Here is a 21,131-nt window from a genome sequence, read left to right on the forward strand (position 1 = left end):
ATCCGCGTGCACCCCGCACGCGGATCCTCCCCACGAGGCACGCCGACGTCCCGTCGGACGTCGTGTCAGAAGCGGACGAGGCGACGCGCCCTGGCGTACTCGCGCTCGGCGGCGGCGAGCACGTCGCTCCACGCGGTCGCCGGCGGCACGGCGCGGTTGTGCGCGGTGATCCCGGCCAGCAGCCCGTTCTCGAGCGCGAGGCGGACGACGGCGGAGACCAGTCCCGCGTCGTCGCCGGCCAGCAGCCCCTCGCGCTCGTGCGTGACGAAGGTGCCGATCCCGGTGCCCGCCAGCGCGACCACCGGCAGCCCCGACGCACGCGCCTCGAGCGCGGCGATGCCGAAGGCCTCCAGCCGCGCCGGCGAGAGGAAGGCGTCGTGCCGCGCGTACAGCGCGGGGAGCTCGGCACGCGGCACGCGGCCGAGCAGGTGGAGCGATCCGGCCACGCCCAGGCGCTCGGCCTCGCGGCGCACGCGCGCGAGGTCCGGCCCGTCCCCGGCGATCGTCAGCTGGACGGTGCCGTCCCCCAGCACCGTGCGCGCGGCCGCCAGCGTGCGCACGAGGGTCCTCGTGCGCTTGCGGGGCGCGACGCGCTGCGTGGCCACGAGGCGGAGCACACCGTCCGCCGTCCGCGGGCCCGTGCCGGCGGCGGGCGCCCAGGCGGCCAGGTCGAGCCCGTTGGGCAGCACGCCGACGTCACCGGGCAGGCCGTCGACCGGGAACGCCTGCGCGACCCGCGCCGCCGCGACGTCGCTGACCGCGGACAGCGCCGCGCTTTCGCCGTCCCAGTCGAGCGCGCGGGCACCGAGGCGCAGCGGTCGCTCGACGCCGTCGAGCATGCAGTGCCACGTGATCGCGAGCGGGAGGTCGGCGGCGCGTGCGGCCCGCGCGCCCTGGAACGCGAACGGTGACAGGACCCCCGCCTGGACGTGCACGACGTCGGGCGCCAGCGCGCGAAGCCGCCGCGCGATCAGCGAGCCGCCGCGCGGGTTGACCGGGAGTCCGGCCACGAGGCGCGAGGCGAGGCGGTGCACCCGCACGCCGTCCGGCGTCGTGGTCACGGAGCGGTAGGCCTCGCCGTCGGCCGTCGCGGTCAGCACGTGCACCTCGTGCCCGGCGGCCACCTGGTGGCTCGCGAGATCGCCGACCTGCGTCTCGATCCCGCCCACCCGGGGGGCGAAGCAGTCCGAGACGTGCACGATCCTCATCCCGCCGCCGCCCTCGGGCCCACGGGGATCACTCCCACTCGATGGTGCCCGGCGGCTTGCTCGTGACGTCGAGCACCACGCGGTTGACGTCGGCCACCTCGTTGGTGATGCGGGTGGAGATGTCCGCGAGGACCTCGTAGGGCACGCGGGTCCAGTCGGCGGTCATCGCGTCCTCGGAGGAGACGGGACGCAGCACGATCGGGTGACCGTAGGTGCGCCCGTCACCCTGCACGCCCACCGAGCGGACGTCGGCGAGCAGCACGACGGGGCACTGCCAGATCTCCCGGTCGAGCCCCGCCTTCGTCAGCTCCTCGCGAGCGATGAGGTCGGCGGCGCGCAGCGTGTCCAGGCGCTCCTTCGTGACCTCCCCGACGATGCGGATGCCGAGGCCGGGGCCGGGGAACGGCTGGCGCCAGACGATGCCCTCGGGCACGCCGAGCTCGAGGCCGACGGCGCGGACCTCGTCCTTGAACAGCGTGCGCAGCGGCTCGACGAGGTCGAACGCCAGGTCGTCGGGCAGGCCGCCGACGTTGTGGTGGCTCTTGATGTTGGCGGCACCCTCACCGCCGCCGGACTCCACGACGTCGGGGTAGAGCGTGCCCTGGACGAGGAACTTGACCTCCTCCTGATGCGCGCCGGCTGCGGCCACGATGTCGCGGGCCGCCTGCTCGAACACGCGGATGAACTCGCGGCCGATGATCTTGCGCTTGGTCTCGGGGTCGCTCACACCGGCGAGGGCGTCGAGGAAGCGCTGCTGCGCGTCGACGACCACGAGGTTGACGCCCGTGGAGGCGACGAACTCCTCCTCGACCTGCTCGGCCTCACCGCTGCGCAGGAGGCCGTGGTCCACGAACACGCACGTGAGCTGGTCGCCGACGGCGCGCTGCACCAGGGCGGCGGCGACCGAGGAGTCCACGCCGCCCGACAGCCCGCAGATGACGCGGGCGTCGCCGACCTGGGCGCGGATGGCCTCGACCTGGTCGGCGATGACGTTGCCGGGGGTCCAGTCGGGGGCGAGGCCGGCGCCGTCGTACAGGAAGCGCTCGAGCACGGCCTGGCCGTGGGCGGAGTGGCGGACCTCGGGGTGCCACTGCACGCCGAACAGGCGGCGGTCGGTGTCCTCGAACGCCGCGACGGGCGCCCCGAGCGAGGTCGCCAGCACGGTGAAGCCCTCGGGTGCGCGCTGCACCGAGTCGCCGTGGCTCATCCACGCCTTCTGCGTCTGCGGCGAACCGGACAGCAGGACGCCGGACTCGCACACGTCGATCGCGGTGCCGCCGTACTCGCGCAGGCCGGTGCGCGCGACGTCGCCGCCGAGCGCGCGCGCCATCGCCTGGAAGCCGTAGCAGATGCCCAGCACGGGGACCCCGGCGGTGAAGATCGCCGGGTCGACGAACGGCGCACCCTCCTCGTAGACCGAGGACGGGCCGCCCGACAGGATGATCGCCACGGGGTCCTTCGCGAGCATCTGCTCGGCGGAGAACGTGTGGGGGACGATCTCGGAGTAGACCTTGGCCTCGCGGACGCGGCGCGCGATCAGCTGCGCGTACTGCGCACCGAAGTCGACGACGAGGACGGGCCGGGGCGCGAGGGTGGGGGTCTGCGTCACGCCCCCAGTTTAGGCCGCGGTCAGGAGGTGCCGGCGTCGTGCCCGGACGGCGGGACGACGCGGACCGGCACGGCACGTGCGACCTCGACCGGCCAGCGCGACGCACGCGCCTCCACGACGAACGACAGCACGGGAACGACACCGCCGAGCACCATGATCACGATCCGCCCGAAGCCCCAGCGCGCCTTCGACCAGACGTCGAAGGCGGTGACGATGTAGACGACGTAGATCCAGCCGTGCACGAACGGCACCCAGCCGAGCACGGCGTCGACACCGTCGACGCGCAGCACGTACTTGAGCACCATCTCCACGCACAGCAGCAGCAGGAACCCACCCGTGATGAACGCCATCACGCGGTAGCGCTGGAACGGCTTGCGCGTGCGCGGCGCGTCCTTGGCGAACGGGGCGGTCTCTCCTCCGGCGTCGGGGGTGGCGGACGACGGCGCAGCCTGGCTCATGGCGTTCTTCCTTCCGGGGGCGTGACCCCATCCTCCCGCACCCGCCGCGACGCTCGCGCAGCCGTGACGGCCGCCGCCCGCCGAGCGGCCCGCCCTCCGTGTCCCGTAATCCTGTTGGTCGAGGCCGTGGGCGCTGCCTACTGTGGAGCACGTGCTCGATCTCCACCGCCCCGCCACCTCGAACGCTCCGACGTCCGGCGTCGCCCGCTACCTCTGGTGGCGTGCCGGACAGCAGCGCGGCCTGGTCGTGGCGGGTGTCGCGCTCGGCGTCGTCAACGCCATGACGCAGGCGGGCGCGCCCTACGTGCTCGGCCGCGCCGTCGACGACGGTCTCGAGCGGGGCATCTCCCGCGAGCTCCTCACGTGGAGCGGGGCGCTGCTGCTCCTGTGGGTGATCCGCGCCGTCAGCGGCGTGTTCGCGCACCGGGTCGACGTCGCCAACTGGCTGCGGGCGTGCCTGGGCACGATCCACCTCATGGGCGCCACCGTCGCGACCAAGGGTGAGACCGTGCGCCGCACGACGCCGACCGGCGAGGTCGTCGCCACGGTCGCCTCGGACTCCCCGCGCATCGGCGAGGTCTACGCGTTCATGGGCCGCTTTCTCGGCGGCCTCATCGCCTACGTCGCGGTCGCGATCATCCTGCTGAACGCCTCGGCGACGCTGGGCCTGGCGGTGCTGCTCGGGATCCCCGTGGTGGCCGGTGTGCTCGCGCTCATCGTGCGGCCGCTGCAGCAGCGCCAGTCCGAGCACCGCGAGCAGAACGGTCGCCTGACCACGCTCGGCTCCGACACCGTCTCCGGTCTGCGCATCCTGCGCGGCATCGGCGGCGAGGAGGCCTTCACCGCCCGCTACCGCGCGCAGTCGCAGCGCGTGCGCGAGGCCGGGGTGCGCGTCGCGAGCACGCAGTCGCTGCTCGACGGCGTCCAGACCCTGCTGCCCGGGCTCTTCCTGGCCGGGGTGATCTGGTACGGCGCGCGGCTCGCGATCGCGGGCGACATCTCCCCCGGTGAGCTCGTCGCGTTCTACGGCTACGCCGCCTTCCTCACCACCCCGCTGAGCGATGCGAGCCAGGGCGTGCAGATCTTCACGCGCGCCCGCATCGCCACCCGGCGCGTGCTGTCGGTGCTGCGCGTGGCCCCCGCGGTCACCGACGTCGGCACCACCTCACGCCTGCCGGAAGGTCCGGCCGAGCTCGTCGACCCGACCAGCGGTCTGCACGTGACCCCCGGCTCCTTCATCGCGCTGGTCGCCGCCGACCCGGACGAGACCGCCGCCATCGCCACGCGCCTGGGCCGGTTCGAGGACTCCTCCGAGCTCGCGAGCCCGACCCTGGGCGGCGTACCGCTCGCGGACGCGCCCCTGTCCGAGGTGCGACGCCGGGTCGTGGTCTCCGAGGCGACGCCGAGCATCTTCACCGGCGTGCTGGCCGACGAGCTCGACGTGCGCGACGTCGGCGACCGGGCCGCCGTCGAGCACGCGCTCGTGGTGGCCGACGCCGGTGACGTCGTCGACTCCGTGCCCGGCGGACTGGACGGCACGGTCGCCGAGAAGGGTCGCTCGCTGTCCGGCGGTCAGCGGCAGCGCGTCGCGCTCGCCCGCGCGCTGCTGACCGATGCGGAGGTGCTCGTGCTGATCGAGCCGACCTCCGCCGTCGACGCGCACACCGAGGCGCGCATCGCGAGCCGGCTCCGGCCGGCGCGCGCGGGGCGCACGACGGTCGTGGTGACCGCGAGCCCGCTCGTCCTGGACCAGGTCGACGAGGTCGTGCTGGTCTCCCGGGGTCGCGTCGTGACCCGCGGATCGCACCACGACCTGGTGCACGACGCCGAGCGCGCCGCCCGCGGCGACCTCACCGGCGAGCGGGCCGAGGCCGCCGTGGCCTACCGCCGCGTGGTCAGCCGCAACGTCGACGACTCCCCCGCCGAGACGCCCGGCCACACCGACGACCAGGCCGAGGGGTCGACCCACCCGGCGACCGACCGGACAGCCACCGACTCCAGCCACGTGACGGGAGGTGCCCGATGAGCACCACGCTCCCCATCGCCGACGGACCCCAGCTCCGTCGCGACGCCGGCGCCCTGCTGCGCCGCCACTCCGGCGCTTTCGCGCGCGTCGGGCTGCTCCAGGGTCTGGCCGCCACGGCCGGGCTCGCCGGACCGTTCCTGCTCGGCCGCATCGTGGACGACGTGGTCGGCGGGACGGACGTCTCCGCCGTCGACCAGGCCGTCCTGATCCTCGTGGTCGCGGTGATCGCGCAGTCGATCACGGTGCGCTACGCGCAGCGGTCCTCGATGGTGCTCGGCGAGACGATCTTCGCGCAGCTGCGCGAGGAGTTCATCGCCACGATCACCTCGCTCCCGCTGTCCACGGTGGAGAAGGCCGGCACCGGCGACCTCGTGGGCCGCACCACCAACGACGTCGACCGCGTGCAGCACACGGTCCGCTTCGGCATCCCCCGCGTGCTCGTGGCCGTCACGACCATCACCCTGACCGTGGTCGCCGCCGCGCTGACGAGCTGGATCGTGGCGCTCGGGCTGCTGGTCGGCGTGCCGCTGCTGCTGATCGCGGTGCGCTGGTACCTGCGCCGCGCGACCACGGCCTACCTGCGCGAGTCGGCCGCGTACACGGCGATCAACGGCACGTTCACCGAGACGGTCGAGGGTGCGCGCACGGTGGAGGCGCTGGCTCTCGCGCGCCGTCGTCGGCTGCGCGGCGACGCCGACCTCGCCGAGACCGTCGAGGCCGAGTGGGCCACGCTCCGGCTGCGCCAGGTGCTGTTCCCCGCCGTCGACATGGCGTTCGGGCTCCCGAGCGTCGCCGTCCTGATCTGGGGCGGCTGGCTGGTCTCGCAGGGCCAGGTCACCGTCGGCGCCGTGACGACCGTCGCGCTCTACACGGTCCAGCTGATGAACCCCGTGTGGGAGCTCATCTTCTGGGTCGACGAGATCCAGGTCGCCACCGTCTCGCTCGCGCGCATCTTCGGGGTGAGCGAGGTCAGGCCCGACCGCACGGCGACCGACGAGCAGCCCGAGGACGAGCACATCGTCGCCTCCGGCGTCACCTACGCCTACCGCGAGGGCGTGCCCGTGCTGCACGGCATCGACCTCGACCTGGCCGTCGGCGAGCGCCTGGCGATCGTCGGTCCCTCCGGGGCCGGGAAGTCGACGTTCGGCCGCATGCTCGCCGGGGTGCACCCGCCCACGGGAGGCCGCGTCGCCGTCGGCGGCGTGCCGCTGGTGGACCTGCCCCTGACCGACCTGCGCGGCCACGTCGCGCTCGTCACGCAGGAGCACCACGTGTTCGTCGGCACGCTCGCGGACAACCTGCGCCTGGCCAAGGCGGAGGCGGACGACGCCGAGATCGAGCAGGCGCTCGCCGCCGTGGACGCGCTGGGCTGGGCCGGGGCGCTGCCGCAGGGGCTCGCGACGGAGGTCGGCTCGGGCGGTCACGAGCTGACGCCCGCGCAGGCGCAGCAGGTGGCCCTGGCGCGCCTGGTGCTGCTCGACCCCCACACGCTGGTGCTGGACGAGGCGACCTCGCTCATCGACCCGCGTCAGGCGCGCGACCTCGAGGCGTCCCTCGCGGGCGTGCTCGAGGGGCGCACCGTGGTCGCCATCGCGCACCGCCTCTACACGGCGCACGACGCCGACCGCGTCGCCGTCATCGACGCCGGGCGCATCACCGAGATCGGGCCGCACCACGAGCTCGTCGACCGCGGGGGCGAGTACGCCAGCCTCTGGCACTCCTGGCAGAGCGAGTAGGCGGCCGCCCGCGGCGCCCTCGGGCGCCGCAGGCCCCGTCAGGACACCGCGGGCGTGCGGAGCTCGCGCCGCAGGGTCTTGCCGGAGGCGGACTTCGGCACGGCGTCGATGAACTCGACCGCGCGCACCTTCTCGTGCGGCGCGACCCGCTCCGCGACGAACGCCATCACCTGCTCCGCGGTCACGTCGCTGCCGGCCCGGCGCACCACGAACGCCTGCGGGATCTCCTGCCCGTCCTCGTCGCGGCCCCCGATCACCGCGGCGTCCGCGATGTCGGGACTCTCCAGCAGCACGGCCTCCAGCACCGCGGGCGCCACCTGGTAGCCGTGGTACTTGATGAGCTCCTTGAGGCGGTCGACGATGCGGTAGACCCCCGTGTCGTCGACCGTCGCGAGGTCGCCCGTGTGCAGCCAGCCGTCGGCGTCCAGCGTCGCGGCGGTCTCCTCGGGCCGGCCGAGGTAGCCGACCATCACCTGGGGCCCGCGGATCCACACCTCGCCCGGCTCGCTGGGCCCGGAGGTCGGGGGCTCGACGTCGGCGCCGCCCGCCGCGACCAGCCGCACCTGCGTGCCGGCGACCGGCCGACCGACGGAGGCGCGGTCGACGTCCGGATCGGTCCAGTCGGTCACGTGGGTGACGGGGGACGTCTCGGTCATCCCGTACCCCTGCGCGACGGCGCAGCCCAGGCGGTCGGCGACGGCGTCGGCCAGGTGGCGGTCGAGCGGGGCGGCACCCGAGAACACCGCCCTGACGCTGGAGGTGTCCACGCCGTCGACCGCGGGGTGCTTGGCGAGCGCCACCGCGATCGGCGGTGCGATGAACAACCACGTGAGGCGGTGCTCCTCGATCAGCCGGAGGAGCTCGGCGAGGTCGAAGCGCGGCATCGTCACGAGCCTGGCGCGGTGCAGCAGCGCGTAGTTCAGCAGCACGGTCATGCCGTAGATGTGGAAGAACGGCAGCACGGCGAGCACGACGTCGTCGCCCTCGACCCCGATCGCGCCGCACTGCACGACGTTCGCGACCAGGTTGCGGTGCGTGAGCATCACGCCCTTGGGGTGCCCGGTGGTCCCGGAGGAGTAGGGCAGCACCGCGAGGTGGGTGGCGGGGTCGATCGTCACCTCCGGCGGCGGGGCGGCCTGCGCGAGGAGGTCCGCGAGCGACGGGTGTCCGTCGGCGCCGTCGAGGACCACGAGCCGCTCGGCCGGGATCCCGAGCCGCTCGGCGGCGGGACGCGCGCGCTCCAGCAGCGGCGAGACGGTCACGAGGGCGACCGCGCGGGCGTCGGCCAGCTGGTTGCCGATCTCCTTCGCCGTGTAGAGCGCGTTCAGCGTGGTCGCGGTGGCGCCGGCGCGCAGAATGCCGTGGAAGGCGATCGCGAACCCCGGACCGTTCGGGGCGATCAGCCCCACGACGTCGCCCGGCACCACCCCACGGGCGGCGAGAGCGCCCGCGAAGGCGTCCACCCGATCGCGCAGCTCGCCGAACGTGAGCGCGGCGCCGCTGCCGCCCTCCACGATCGCGATCCGCTCCAGGTCCGGCCCGGTGAGCGATCCGAAGAGGGTCTCGTACACGGTGGCATCGGGAATGGTCAGCTCGGTCATCGGGTCTCCATCGACGTCGGACCACGCACGCTACCCACCGTCGCCGACAACGGGTAGACCCGCCCCGCCGGGGGCCGACGGCGACGCCGCCCGTCAGGCGGGAGCGGCTCCCGCGGCCACGTCCTCGCGGCGCATCAGCGCCTCCTCGCGCACCAGTCGGTACCAGACGATCAGCGCGAAGGCGCCGAACACGTACCACTCGATCGCGTAGGCGAGGTTGCGGAGGTCGACGCCCGTGCCGCCGTCGAGCTGGGGCGCCGGGACGACGCCGAGGCCACCCAGGTCCGCCGTCGCCGCGGCGTTCGGCACGAGGTAGGCGTTGTAGATCGGCAGCCCCCACACGCCCGCGAAGTAGGCGGGGCTGATCGAGTCCGTCTGACCGGTCGGGAGGGCCAGCGGCTCGTAGGCCTCACCCGCCGTGATCGAGCCGTTCACCGTGACCGTGCCGGTGGGCGCGTCCGGCACGTCGGTGTCGGCGCTCCAGCCGCGCACGACGGCGAGCCAGGCACCGGTCGACTCGACCCGCAGCGGGGTCACCACGAGGTAGCCGGTCTCGCCGTCGACCACCCGGTCGGGCACGAGGTACTGCCCGGCCGCGTCGAACGTGCCGGTGACCTCCATCGGGTGGCCGACCATCGAGCCCATCACGTGGGCACCCGGTTCGAGGACCTCCGTCAGCGGCTCCGGCGGCGCGTCGGACAGCGAGGCCGCCTCGGCGGCGGCAGCGGCGTCCGCCCGTTCGAAGGCCCGGTCGATCTGCCACGCACCGAGCCGCGCGCAGACGATCGCGGCGACGACGATGAGTGCCAGCAGACCCAGCATCCGCGGGGTGCGCGCTGCGGCCAGCAGCTCGCGCAGCCGCGGGCGCGCCGGCTTCCTCGTCGCGACGGCCGTCTCGACGAGGACGGCTGCTGGGGGGTCCTGGGGCACCGGCCCAGCCTACGTCGGCCACCGCCGCGCCGCCGTGGCGCCCCCGGCTGTCGGTGACGACACTCACACGGTCACCGACGCGCGTATCCGGCGGAATAACGCCGCACCCGGGACGAACGGCCCTCGCCACCACCGGGGAAACAGGGCAGGGTGGGGGGCATGGCTACGGTGCACGGGGTCAGCCCCGAGACTCAGACCGCTCCCGGGTGGCAGCGCCGCCCGGACAACGCCCTGGACGAGGTGACGCTCGAGCGCATCGACCGGTGGTGGCGCGCGGCCAACTACCTCTCCGTGGGCCAGATCTACCTCCTGGCCAACCCCCTGCTGGCCACCCCCCTGGACCGCGACGACGTCAAGCCGCGCCTGCTCGGCCACTGGGGCACGACCCCGGGCCTGAACTTCCTCTACGCGCACATGAACCGCGCCATCGTCGAGCGCGACGTCGACGCCATCTACATCACCGGCCCCGGCCACGGCGGCCCCGGCCTGGTGGCCAACTCCTACCTCGAGGGCACGTACACCGAGACGTACTCCGACATCACGCAGGACACCGAGGGCCTTCGCCGCCTGTTCCGCCAGTTCTCCTTCCCCGGCGGCATCCCCAGCCACGTCGCTCCCGAGACGCCCGGCTCGATCCACGAGGGCGGTGAGCTCGGCTACGCCCTCAGCCACGCCTACGGCGCCGCGTTCGACAACCCCGACCTCCTGGTGCTGGCCGTGGTGGGCGACGGCGAGGCAGAGACCGGCCCGCTCGCGACCTCCTGGCACTCGAACAAGTTCGTCAACCCCGCCACGGACGGTGTCGTGCTGCCGGTCCTGCACCTGAACGGGTACAAGATCGCCAACCCGACGGTGCTCGCTCGCATCGGTGACGACGAGCTGCACGACCTCATGCGGGGCTACGGACACACGCCGCACGAGTTCGTGGCCGGGTTCGACGACGAGGACCACGTCTCGATCCACCGTCGCTACGCGGCCGTGCTGGACGAGGTGCTCGACGAGATCGTGGCGATCAAGGAGCGGGCCGCCGCGGGCGACACCACGCGCCCGATGTGGCCGATGATCATCTTCCGCACCCCCAAGGGCTGGACCTGCCCCGCGATCATCGACGGCAAGAAGGCCGAGGACTCCTGGCGCGCCCACCAGGTGCCGCTCGCCAGCGCCCGCGACACCCCCGAGCACCTGCAGGTGCTCGCCGACTGGCTCGGCTCCTACCGGGCCGAGGAGCTGTTCGACGCCGACGGCCGGTTGGACGCCGACGTGGCCACGCTCGCGCCTGTCGGGAGCAGGCGGATGAGCGCGAGCCCGCACGCCAACGGCGGGCTGCTGCTGCAGGACCTGCGGCTGCCCGACTTCCGCGACTTCGCCGTCGACGTGCCGGCCCCCGGCGCATCGATCGCCGAGAGCACCAAGGTGCTCGGCCAGTGGCTCGCCGAGGTCATCCGGCTCAACCCGGAGAACTTCCGGATCTTCGGCCCGGACGAGACGGCCTCCAACCGCCTGCAGTCCGTGTTCGCCGAGACGGACAAGGTCTGGAACGCCGGGATCCTGCAGGGTGCCGACACCGACGAGCACCTCGCCCCCGAGGGCCGCGTGGTGGAGATGCTCAGCGAGCACCAGTGCCAGGGCTGGCTCGAGGGCTACCTGCTGACGGGCCGTCACGGCCTGTTCAACTGCTACGAGGCCTTCATCCACATCATCGACTCGATGCTGAACCAGCACGCCAAGTGGCTCAAGGTGACGCGGGAGATCCCGTGGCGCCGCCCCATCGGTTCGCTGAACTACCTGCTCTCCAGCCACGTCTGGCGCCAGGACCACAACGGGTTCAGCCACCAGGACCCTGGCTTCATCGACCACGTGGTGAACAAGAAGCCCGAGGTCGTGCGCGTCTACCTCCCGGCCGACGCCAACACCCTGCTCTCGACGTACGACCACTGCCTGCGCAGCCGGGACTACGTCAACGTCGTCGTGGCGGGCAAGCAGCCTGCGCCGCAGTTCCTCACGATGGACGAGGCGATCGCGCACTGCACGCGCGGCCTGGGCATCTGGGAGTGGGCCGGGACGGAGTCCGACGGCGACGCCCCCGACGTCGTCCTGGCCTGCGCCGGCGACGTCCCCACCGTGGAGACGCTCGCCGCGGCGGACCTGCTGCGCCAGCACGTGCCCGACCTCAAGGTCCGGGTGGTCAACGTGGTCGACCTGATGCGACTGATGGACTCCACCGAGCACCCGCACGGGCTGACCGACAACGACTTCGACGGCATCTTCACGACCGACAAGCCGGTCATCTTCGCCTACCACGGCTACCCGTGGCTCATCCACCGCCTCACCTACCGACGGACCAACCACGGCAACCTGCACGTGCGCGGCTACAAGGAGGAGGGCACGACCACGACGCCCTTCGACATGGTGATGCTCAACGATCTGGACAGGTTCAAGCTCGTGATCGACACCAGCGACAGGGTCCCCGGACTCGCCGCCCGCTACGCCGGCCTGCGCCAGCGCATGGAGGACAAGCGGATCGAGGCCCGCCAGTACACGCGCACGCACGGCGAGGACCTCCCGGAGGTCGCCGACTGGGTGTGGCCGGACGGCGGGGACGGGACAGGACGTCCCGGCGCCCCCTCGACGTCCGCCACCTCCGCGACCGGTGGTGACAACGAGTGACCCGCTCCGTCTACCTCGCCTCTCCCGAGGGCAGCACCGGCAAGTCCACCATCGCCCTGGGTCTGCTCGACCTGTTCACCGCGCGCGTGCAGAAGGTCGGGGTCTTCCGCCCGGTCGTGGCCGCCGAGGGCTCCGACCGCGTGCTGGAGCTGCTGCTGCGGCACGACGGCGTCGACCTCGACTACGACGCGTGCGTCGGCGTCACCTACGAGCAGGTGCACGCCGACGCCGACGCCGCGCTGGACACGATCCTCACCAAGGCTCGCGCCCTGGCCGAGGAGTGCCAGGTCCTCATCGTCGTCGGGTCGGACTACACCGACGTCGCCGGGCCCACGGAGCTCGCGTTCAACGCGCGCGTCGCCGCCAACCTCGGCGCGCCGGTCGTGCTCGTCCTGGGAGCCCAGGGCCGCACACCCGCCCAGGTCAGGCAGGTCAGCGAGGTCGCCGTCGGCGAGCTCGCCGCGCACCACGCGCGCGTCGCCGGGATCGTGGCCAACCGCTGCGACCCCGCCTCGATCGAGGACTACCGCACCGGGCTCCACGCCGACGTGCCGGTCTGGACCTTCCCCGAGGTCCCGCTGCTGTCAGCACCGTCCGTCCGCGACCTGATGGTCGCGCTCGACGGCGAGATGGTGGCCGGCGAGGAGTCGCTGCTGGACCGCGAGGCCGAGCACATGCTGGTCGGCGCCATGGGCATCAACCACATGCTCGACCGGCTCCAGGAGGGGTCGTTCGTCATCACGCCGGCCGACCGCGGCGACGCCATCGTCGCGCTGCTCGCGGCCCACACGGCCGGGGACTTCCCCACGCTCGCGGGCATCGCGCTCAACGGCGGGTTCGACCTCGACCCGCAGATCGACCGGCTCGTGCACAGCCTCGGCGAGCGCCTCCCGATCCTGCGCACCGACCTCGGCACGTTCACCGCGGCCAAGGTCGTGGCCGGCACGCGCGGGCTGCTCAGCTCGGGCACGCAGCGCAAGGTCGAGCTCGCCCGCAGCTCGTTCGAGGCGCACGTCGACGCCGACGCGGTCCTGGCCGCGCTCGACGTCGAGGCCTCCGACGTCGTCACGCCCCTGATGTTCGAGCACATGCTCTACGAGCGCGCCCGCAGCGAACGGCGCCACATCGTCCTGCCCGAGGGCACGGACGACCGCGTGCTCCGGGCCGCCAGCACCGTGCTCTCGCGCGGCGTGGCCGACCTGACGATCCTCGGTGTCGAGCAGCAGGTGCGCCAGCGCGCCGTCGAGCTCGGCCTCGACCTGACCGCGGCGACGATCGTCGACCCCGTCTCCTCCGACCTGCTGGAGCAGCTCGCCCAGGAGTACGCCCGGCTGCGGGAGCACAAGGGCATGACCGTCGAGCGCGCCAGGGAGATCGTCATCGACGTGTCCTACTTCGGCACGCTGATGGTGCACCTCGGCCTCGCGGACGGCATGGTCTCGGGGGCGCAGCACACGACCGCGCACACGATCCGGCCGTCGTTCGAGACGATCAAGACCGCGCCCGGCGTGCAGATCGTCTCCTCGTGCTTCTTCATGTGCCTGGCGGACAAGGTCCTCGTCTACGCCGACTGCGCCGTCAACCCCGACCCCGACGCGGAGCAGCTCGCGGACATCGCGATCTCCTCGGCGCGCTCGGCCGTCCAGTTCGGCGTCGAGCCGCGCATCGCGATGCTGTCCTACTCCACGGGCGAGTCCGGCAGCGGGGCCGACGTCGAGAAGGTCCGCGCGGCCACCGAGCTCGTGCGGCAGCGGGCGCCCGAGCTCGTGGTCGAGGGTCCGATCCAGTACGACGCCGCGGTCGACCCGGGCGTCGCCGCGTCCAAGATGCCCGGCTCCCCCGTGGCGGGCCAGGCGACGGTGCTGATCTTCCCCGACCTCAACACGGGCAACAACACCTACAAGGCGGTGCAGCGCACGTCCGGCGCGGTGGCCGTCGGACCGGTGCTCCAGGGTCTGAACAAGCCCGTCAACGACCTCTCGCGCGGCGCTACGGTCAAGGACATCATCACCACGGTCGCCATCACGGCGATCCAGGCCCAGGACGCCGCCGCGTCCGCCCGGAAGGACGCATGACCACCCCTGCCACCCCCGTCGTCCACGAGGGACGCTCCGGCCGATCGGTGCTGGTCCTGAACTCGGGCAGCTCGTCCCTGAAGTACCAGCTCGTCGACGCCGGCTCGGGCGACGCCCTGGCCTCGGGGATCATCGAGAGCGTCGGCGAGGCCTCCTCCGGCGTCCGGCACGACGTCGACGGCGTGCGGACCGAGCGCTCGCTCGCCGTCGCCGACCACGCCGCTGCGCTCCAGGTGGTGCTCGGGCTGTTCGACGGGGTCGGCCCGCCGCTCGCGGACGCCGGGATCGTCGCCGTCGGGCACCGCGTGGTGCACGGCGGGACGCGCTTCCTGCAGGCCGTGGTGATCGACGACGCCGTGGAGGCCGACATCGAGGCGCTCTCACCGCTCGCGCCGCTGCACAACCCGGCCAACCTCACCGGCATCCGCGTGGCACGCCGGCTGCTGCCCGACGTGCCGCACGTCGCGGTCTGCGACACGGCGTTCTTCGCGACGCTGCCCGAGGCGGCAGCCACCTACGCGCTGAACGCCGAGGTCGCCCGGGCGCACCAGGTGCGCCGGTACGGCGCCCACGGCACCTCGCACCGCTACGTCTCGCGCGAGGTCGCCTCGTTCCTGGGGCGCGACGTCGCGGAGCTGAACCAGATCGTGCTGCACCTGGGGAACGGGGCCTCGGCCTCGGCCGTCCGGGGCGGGGAGGCGATCGACACCTCCATGGGTCTGACCCCCCTCGAGGGGCTCGTGATGGGCACCCGCACGGGTGACATCGACCCCGCCGCGGTCTTCCACCTGCACCGCAACGCGGGGCTGTCGATCGACGAGATCGACGACCTGTTCAACCGTCGGTCCGGGGTCAAGGGGCTGTCCGGCGTCGCGGACATGCGCGAGCTGCACGCGCTCGTGGCCTCCGGCGACGAGGGTGCCCGGCTGGCGCTGGACGTCTACCTGCTGCGGCTGAGGAAGTACGTCGGCGCCTACCACGCCGAGCTCGGTCGCCTCGACGTCATCACGTTCACGGCCGGCATCGGCGAGAACGACGACACGGTCCGTGCCGGTGCGCTCGCCGGCCTGGCGGGCTGGGGCATCGAGGTCGATCCCGAGCGCAACGCGGTCCGGTCCTCGCAGCCGCGGGTCATCTCGCCCGACGGCGCCCGCGTGACCGTGCTCGTGGTGCCCACCAACGAGGAGCTGGAGATCACGCGGCAGACGCTCGCCGCACTCTGACCGCGAGGTACTTTCGGGCGTCCGCGAGGCACTTTCCGTGCGACGACGGGCCCGGAGACCGCGAGGTCTCCGGGCCCGTCGTCGTGGGGCTCAGGCGGTGACGAGCGCACCCTCGGCGGCGACGTCCTGCGTACGGACGGCGGAGCGGTCCCGCAGCGTCTTGAGCAGGATGACGACGGCAGCCGTGATGAGCGTCCCGATGACGACCGCGGCCAGGAAGCCGAGCCAGCTGCCGATCAGCGGGAGCACCCAGATGCCGCCGTGCGGCGCCACGAGCGTCGAGCCGAACGCCATCACGAGACCACCGGTCGCGGCCGAACCGACGACCGAGGAGACGATGACGCGCCACGGGTCGGCGGCCGCGAACGGGATCGCACCCTCGGAGATGAAGGACGCCCCCAGCAGCCAGGCGGCCTTGCCGTTCTCGCGCTCGATCTCGGTGAACAACCCCTTGCGCACCGTGGTGGCGAGCGCCATCGCCAGGGGCGCCACCATGCCCGCGGCCATCACGGCGGCCATGATCTTGTACTGCGCGGCGTCGGAGGCGAGGCCCTCGGTCGCGAGTCCGGTGACCGCGAACGTGTAGGCCACCTTGTTGATCGGGCCGCCCAGGTCGAAGCCCATCATCGCGCCGAGCAGGATGCCCAGGAGCACGATCGACCCGCCCGAGAGGCTGCTGAGCCAGGTGCCCAGACCGTCCATCAGCGCGGCGATGGGCCGGCCTAGCACGACGAGCATGAGGATGCCGATCCCGAGCGACGACAGCAGCGGGATCACCACGACCGGCATCACGCCCCGCACGCCCTTGGGCACCCGCCAGCGGGAGATCCACAGCGCGAGGAAGCCGGCCGCGAAGCCGGTCACGAGTCCTCCGAGGAACCCGGCACCGACGAACCCGGCGGCGGCACCTCCGACGAACCCGGGGACGAGGCCGGGACGGTCGGCGATCGCGTAGGCGATGAAGCCGGAGAGGACGGGCACGAGGAAGCCGAACGCGAGCTGACCGGTCTTGAGGAGCACGACGCACCAGTGCTGCAGCGACGTCGGGTCGAAGCTCGCCAGGACGCCGGCGGCGTCGACGGCGGTGACCTCGATCGCGCCGTCGGCTCCGCCCCACGCGAGCTGCGAGAGCATGAAGCTCAGCGCGATGAGGATGCCGCCCGCGGCGACGAACGGGATCATGTAGGACACCCCGGTCATCAACCACTGCCGCACGCGGGACAGCGTGCTGGCGTTCGGGTCGACCTTGGTCGCCGGACCGGAACCACCGGAGGACGACGACGTCGCGGCCGCGGTGACGACGCCGCTCTCGACGGCGGCGATCGCCTCGTCCAGGACCTTCTGCGGCTCGTGCACGGCGCGCTTCACACCGACGTCGATCGTCGGCTTGCCCGCGAAGCGCTCGCGACCCTTGACCTCGAGGTCGGCCGCGAAGATGACGCCGTCGGCGGCGTCGATGACGGACTGGTCGATCGCGTCGGTCCCGATGGAACCCTGGGTCTCCACGACGACCTCGTGGCCACCGGCCCTGCCGATCTGCTCGAGGGCCTCGGCGGCCATGTACGTGTGCGCGATGCCCGTCGGGCAGGAGGTGACGGCGACGAACTTCATGTCAGGCCACCGCCTCGGTCACGACGGTCGCCACGGTCTCGGCGTCGGCCGCGTCGCGGACCGCACCGGTGAACGCGGGGCTGACGAGCTTGCGGGCGAGCTTGGCGAGGATCTTGAGGTGCTCGTCGGCGCCCTCGGCCGGGGCAGCGATGAGGAAGACCAGGGTGGCGGCGCCGTCGGGACCCTCGAAGTCGACGCCGTCCGGCACGGTCGCCACGGCGAGCGAGGGAACGAGCACCGCGGCCGACTTGGCGTGCGGCAGGCCGATCGCACCGGGCATACCGGTCGCGGTGACGGCCTCGCGGGCCCGGACGTCGGCGGCGAAGGCGGCGGCGTCGCTGACGCGACCGGCGTCGGCGAGGCGCTGGGCGAGGAGGTCGATGACGGCCCCCTTGTCTGCTGCGGAGACGTTGACGGCGACGAGGTCGGCGGTGATGAGCTGGCTGGTCATGGGCTGCGCTCCTTGGTGCGGGGGTGGGTGAGGACTGCTGCGGTGCTGGGCTGGCTGGGGTCTCGCTGGCTGGGGTCTCGCTGGCTGAGGGCCGGGTGGCTGGCTGCGCCGGGTCGAACGAGGGAGATCAGGGCGGCGGTGCGACGGCGGGCGTCGCGCGGCGCACGCTCACACCCGCGGCCTCGATCTCGTCGGTGAGCTCGGGGTCGGCGTCGTCGTCGGTGACGAGGGTGTCGATGGCGTCGCACGGGATGACCGAGATGAGCTCGTCCCGGCCGATCTTGGAGTGGTCGGCGACGACGATCACGCGCCGGGCGGCGGCCGCGAGCGCCGCCTTCACCTCGGCCTCGGCGACGTCGGGTGTCGTGACGCCCTGCTCGCGGCTGATGCCGTTCGCTCCGAGGACGGCGACGTCGGCCTTGACCCGGGCGAGCGCCTGGGTGGTCCAGGGGCCGACGGCCACGAGGGTCCGACCGCGCACGTGTCCGCCCACGAGGTGGAGGTGCACGTTGGGTCGCGTCGCGACGATGCTCGCGATGGGCAGGGCGTGGGTCACGACGGTGAGCTCGCGGTCGGTCGGCAGCATGGTCGCGAGCCGCGCCGTCGTCGTCCCGCCGTCCAGCACGATGGTGGCGGCGTCGCCGATCTCGGCAAGTGCTGCGGCGGCGATCGCGTGCTTAGCCGCGGTGTTGACGACCTCGCGCTCGCTGACGCTCGGCTCGAGGCCGAGTCGTTCGACGGCGACGGCGCCGCCGTGCACGCGGCGGACGCTCCCGCGGCGCTCGAGCAGGGTCAGGTCGCGCCGGATGGTCTCGGCGGTGACGTCGAGCTCGCGGGCCAGGGTGGCGACGTCGACGCGTCCGTGGGCGCGGGCCCGCGCGGTGATCTCGGCGTGCCGTTCAGGTGGATACACGATGTCCTCCATCCGGCGCTGCGGTGCGCCACCGGCGACATCCTTTGTCGCCACGTCCGAGTGTGCCCATGTTCGGCGCGCATGTCAACAGATTCGGACCGATACGGCGAAGAGTCGGGCACCAAATCTGTGGTTTCCCACATCCACTCGGCCGTGCAGCCTGCTTTCTCGTTCGTTCGTGTCCTTCCGAAGGCCACGAACGATCGCAGATCTTGTTGCGGTGGGTGCGCGACGGCGGCGGGCAGCACGGAAGGGCGGCGGGTAGCGGAGGTCAGCGGAGCGGCGCGGCACGACGACGGCCCGGGACCTCGCGGGTCCCGGGCCGTCGTCGGAGAGGTCAGTTGCGCGGCGTCGTCATCGCCGCCACGTCGAGGGCGACGTCGAGCTGGCCGTGCGTGACCTCGCCGCGCTCCACGTAGCCGAGGTCGACCACGGCCTGGCGGATCGTGATGCCCTCCTTGACGGAGTGCTTGGCGATCGCGGCCGCGGCCTCGTAGCCGATGACGCGGTTCAGCGGCGTGACGATCGACGGCGAGGACTCCGCCAGCTCGCGGCAGCGCTCGACGTTGGCCGTGATGCCGTCGATGCAGCGCTCCGCGAGCACCCGGGAGACGTTGCCCAGCAGCGTGATCGACTCGAGCAGGTTGCGCGCCATCACGGGGAGCATGACGTTGAGCTCGAACAGCCCCGTGGTGCCGGAGAACGCGATGGCCTGGTCGTTGCCGATCACCTGGGCGCACACCTGGAGCGTCGCCTCGGGCAGGACGGGGTTGACCTTGCCGGGCATGATCGAGGATCCCGGCTGCAGGTCCGGCAGCGCGATCTCGCCGAGCCCGGTGCGCGGTCCCGACCCCATCCACCGCAGGTCGTTGCAGATCTTCACGAGCGAGACCGCCACCGTTCGCAGCGATCCGGACGTCTCCACGAAGGAGTCCATCGCGCCCTGCGCCTCGAAGTGGTCGGTCGCCTCGACGACAGGCAGCCCGGTCTGCTCGGCGACGTAGCCGATGACCTTCTGCGGGAACCCCGCCGGGGTGTTGATCCCCGTGCCGACGGCGGTGCCGCCCTGCGGCAGCTCCGCGAGCCGGTCCAGCGTGCCGCGGACGCGCGCGATGCCGTAGCGGATCTGCGTGGCGTAGCCGCGGAACTCCTGGCCGAGCATGACCGGCGTCGCGTCCATGAGGTGCGTGCGACCGGACTTCACGACGTCGGCGAACTCGACCGCCTTCGCCTCGAGCGAGACGGCGAGCGCCTCCAGCCCGGGCAGCAGGACCGTGGTGACGGCCTCGAGCGCCGCGACGTGGATCGAGGACGGGAAGACGTCGTTGCTCGACTGCGACGCGTTGACGTGGTCGTTGGGGTGGACGGCCCGGCCCAGCGTGCGGCTGGCCAGCGTCGCGATGACCTCGTTCGTGTTCATGTTCGAGGACGTGCCGGATCCGGTCTGGAACACGTCGATCGGGAAGTCGTGGTCGAGCTCGCCGGCGATGACCCTGTCGGCGGCCCTGGCGATGGCGTCGGCGATGTCGCGGTCGAGCACGCCGAGGTCGGCGTTGGCCCGCGCGGCGGCCTTCTTGATCTGGGCGAGCGCGGCGATGTGGTGGCGTGCGAGCGTCGTGCCGGAGATCGGGAAGTTCTCGACAGCACGCTGGGTCTGCGCCGCGTACGTCGCGTCCTTCGGGACCCTGACCTCCCCCATCGTGTCGTGCTCGATGCGGTACTCGGTCTCCGCGGCCATGCGGTGCTCCTTCGTCAGTCTCTGGGCTGGTCCGAGGCCAACTCTGCCACGCCCGCACGCACCCGCACCGACAGGCAGGTCACGCAGCCCTCGAGCTTCTCGAACTCGGTGATGTCCACCGTCACGACCTCCAGGCCCGCGTCGCGCCACTGCTGCGCCGTCTCGGGGGCGCTCGCCGACATCAGGACGGTGCCGGGGTCCAGGACGACGACGGCGGTGCCGGTCACCTCGGGCACGGGGCGGAACGCCGGGAACGCGCCGGGCGCCTCGACGAGCGAGGAGTGGCCGATGACCGTGCCGTCCGGGAGGGCCGTCACGGCCGACTTCAGGTGCAGTGCCGTCGTGACCGGGACGACCACCACCTCGCGGCCCGCCGGCTCGAGGACGGCCCGCAGCTGTGCGATCCCGGCGTCGTTCGTGCGGGCGGTGCGCCCGACGTAGACGCGCCGCCCGATCTTGAGGACGTCACCGCCGTCGAGCGTGCCGGGCGCCTCGACGGCGTGCACCCTCAGACCGAGCGACCGCGCGGCGGCCTCGGCCCCCGCGCGCTCGCCGCGCCGCGACTCCGCGCCCGCGCGCGCCAGCACGGCGAGGTCGTCGAACACGATGACCGCATCCTCGACGAAGACGCCGTCGGACTGCTCGGGTACCGCCTCGACCTCCACCACGTCCCAACCGCGCTCGGCGAACGCGGCGACGTAGCCCTCCCACTGCCGCTGCGCGAGGTCGGCGTCGACCGGCTGGCGCTCGAGGTGGGTCAGCTCACCGTCGGCGAGACGGGGCGAGGGGCGACGGACCAGGAGGCGCTTCACGACTCCATCCTGCACCGCGAGACCGCCCCGGGTCGCGGGATCGGGGCGCAGAACGCGAGCAGGGGCGTTCTCG

General features: G+C 72.9%; 15 protein-coding genes. 5 read left to right on the forward strand and 10 right to left on the reverse strand.

The window, feature by feature from the left end; genetic code table 11:
* Positions 1–65 precede the first annotated feature (65 nt).
* The 3 genes from SERN_RS02285 to SERN_RS02295 are packed head-to-tail and all read right to left on the reverse strand — an operon-like array spanning position 66 to position 3,275.
* A complete protein-coding gene (locus tag SERN_RS02285; RefSeq protein ID WP_135848492.1) occupies positions 66–1,208 on the reverse strand; it encodes a glycosyltransferase family 4 protein in 1,143 nt (380 codons plus the stop codon).
* Between the two features lie 28 nt (positions 1,209–1,236).
* Positions 1,237–2,817 carry a glutamine-hydrolyzing GMP synthase gene (guaA, locus tag SERN_RS02290; RefSeq protein ID WP_135848493.1) on the reverse strand — a complete coding sequence of 527 codons (1,581 nt, stop codon included), beginning with the start codon at positions 2,815–2,817 and terminating at the stop codon, positions 1,237–1,239.
* A gap of 20 nt (positions 2,818–2,837) precedes the next feature.
* Positions 2,838–3,275, reverse strand: a complete 438-nt coding sequence (locus tag SERN_RS02295; RefSeq protein WP_135848494.1) for a DUF3817 domain-containing protein — start codon at positions 3,273–3,275, stop codon at positions 2,838–2,840.
* Between the two features lie 151 nt (positions 3,276–3,426).
* Here SERN_RS02295 and SERN_RS02300 point away from each other — a divergent pair, with 151 nt between their 5' ends.
* Positions 3,427–5,301, forward strand: coding sequence for an ABC transporter ATP-binding protein (locus SERN_RS02300; RefSeq protein ID WP_233251411.1), 1,875 nt, complete (start codon positions 3,427–3,429; stop codon positions 5,299–5,301).
* A complete protein-coding gene (locus SERN_RS02305) occupies positions 5,298–7,037 on the forward strand; it encodes an ABC transporter ATP-binding protein (protein ID WP_135848495.1) in 1,740 nt (579 codons plus the stop codon). The genes SERN_RS02300 and SERN_RS02305 overlap by 4 nt, the downstream gene beginning before the upstream one ends.
* Positions 7,038–7,075: 38 nt before the next feature.
* Here the strand turns inward: SERN_RS02305 and SERN_RS02310 are convergent, their stop codons facing one another.
* Entirely contained in the window at positions 7,076–8,638 is a 1,563-nt protein-coding gene (locus tag SERN_RS02310) for an AMP-binding protein (RefSeq protein ID WP_135848496.1), read from the reverse strand.
* Positions 8,639–8,731: 93 nt separating this feature from the next.
* Complete coding sequence (locus SERN_RS02315; RefSeq protein WP_135848497.1) at positions 8,732–9,568, reverse strand: SURF1 family protein; 837 nt, start codon at positions 9,566–9,568, stop codon at positions 8,732–8,734.
* 159 nt (positions 9,569–9,727) lie between these two features.
* Between SERN_RS02315 and SERN_RS02320 the strand changes: the two genes are divergently transcribed.
* The 3 genes from SERN_RS02320 to SERN_RS02330 are packed head-to-tail and all read left to right on the forward strand — an operon-like array spanning position 9,728 to position 15,533.
* Positions 9,728–12,235: a phosphoketolase family protein gene (locus tag SERN_RS02320; RefSeq protein ID WP_135848498.1), complete on the forward strand. Its 2,508-nt coding sequence runs from the start codon at positions 9,728–9,730 to the stop codon at positions 12,233–12,235.
* Positions 12,232–14,310 (forward strand): phosphate acetyltransferase, encoded by a 2,079-nt coding sequence (pta, locus tag SERN_RS02325; RefSeq protein ID WP_135848499.1) that lies wholly within the window; start codon positions 12,232–12,234, stop codon positions 14,308–14,310. Before SERN_RS02320 ends, pta begins: the two co-directional genes overlap by 4 nt.
* On the forward strand, positions 14,307–15,533 hold the full coding sequence (locus tag SERN_RS02330; RefSeq protein ID WP_135848500.1) for an acetate/propionate family kinase: 1,227 nt from the start codon (positions 14,307–14,309) through the stop codon (positions 15,531–15,533). Before pta ends, SERN_RS02330 begins: the two co-directional genes overlap by 4 nt.
* 90 nt (positions 15,534–15,623) lie before the next feature.
* Here SERN_RS02330 and SERN_RS02335 read toward each other — a convergent pair whose 3' ends face one another.
* From SERN_RS02335 to ddaH, 5 genes are all read right to left on the reverse strand, one after another.
* Positions 15,624–17,144: a PTS fructose transporter subunit IIC gene (locus tag SERN_RS02335; RefSeq protein WP_135848501.1), complete on the reverse strand. Its 1,521-nt coding sequence runs from the start codon at positions 17,142–17,144 to the stop codon at positions 15,624–15,626.
* A gap of 1 nt (position 17,145) precedes the next feature.
* Complete coding sequence (locus SERN_RS02340) at positions 17,146–17,595, reverse strand: PTS sugar transporter subunit IIA (RefSeq protein WP_135848502.1); 450 nt, start codon at positions 17,593–17,595, stop codon at positions 17,146–17,148.
* Positions 17,596–17,722: 127 nt separating this feature from the next.
* Positions 17,723–18,562, reverse strand: coding sequence for a DeoR/GlpR family DNA-binding transcription regulator (locus SERN_RS02345; RefSeq protein ID WP_332888452.1), 840 nt, complete (start codon positions 18,560–18,562; stop codon positions 17,723–17,725).
* A gap of 283 nt (positions 18,563–18,845) precedes the next feature.
* On the reverse strand, positions 18,846–20,246 hold the full coding sequence (locus SERN_RS02350; RefSeq protein ID WP_135848503.1) for a class II fumarate hydratase: 1,401 nt from the start codon (positions 20,244–20,246) through the stop codon (positions 18,846–18,848).
* Between the two features lie 14 nt (positions 20,247–20,260).
* Positions 20,261–21,058 (reverse strand): dimethylargininase, encoded by a 798-nt coding sequence (gene ddaH, locus SERN_RS02355; RefSeq protein WP_135848504.1) that lies wholly within the window; start codon positions 21,056–21,058, stop codon positions 20,261–20,263.
* Positions 21,059–21,131: the final 73 nt, after the last annotated feature.

The sequence above is a fragment of the Serinibacter arcticus genome (genome assembly GCF_004786095.1).
In the GTDB taxonomy this organism is placed as follows: Bacteria; Actinomycetota; Actinomycetes; order Actinomycetales; family Beutenbergiaceae; genus Litorihabitans; species Litorihabitans arcticus.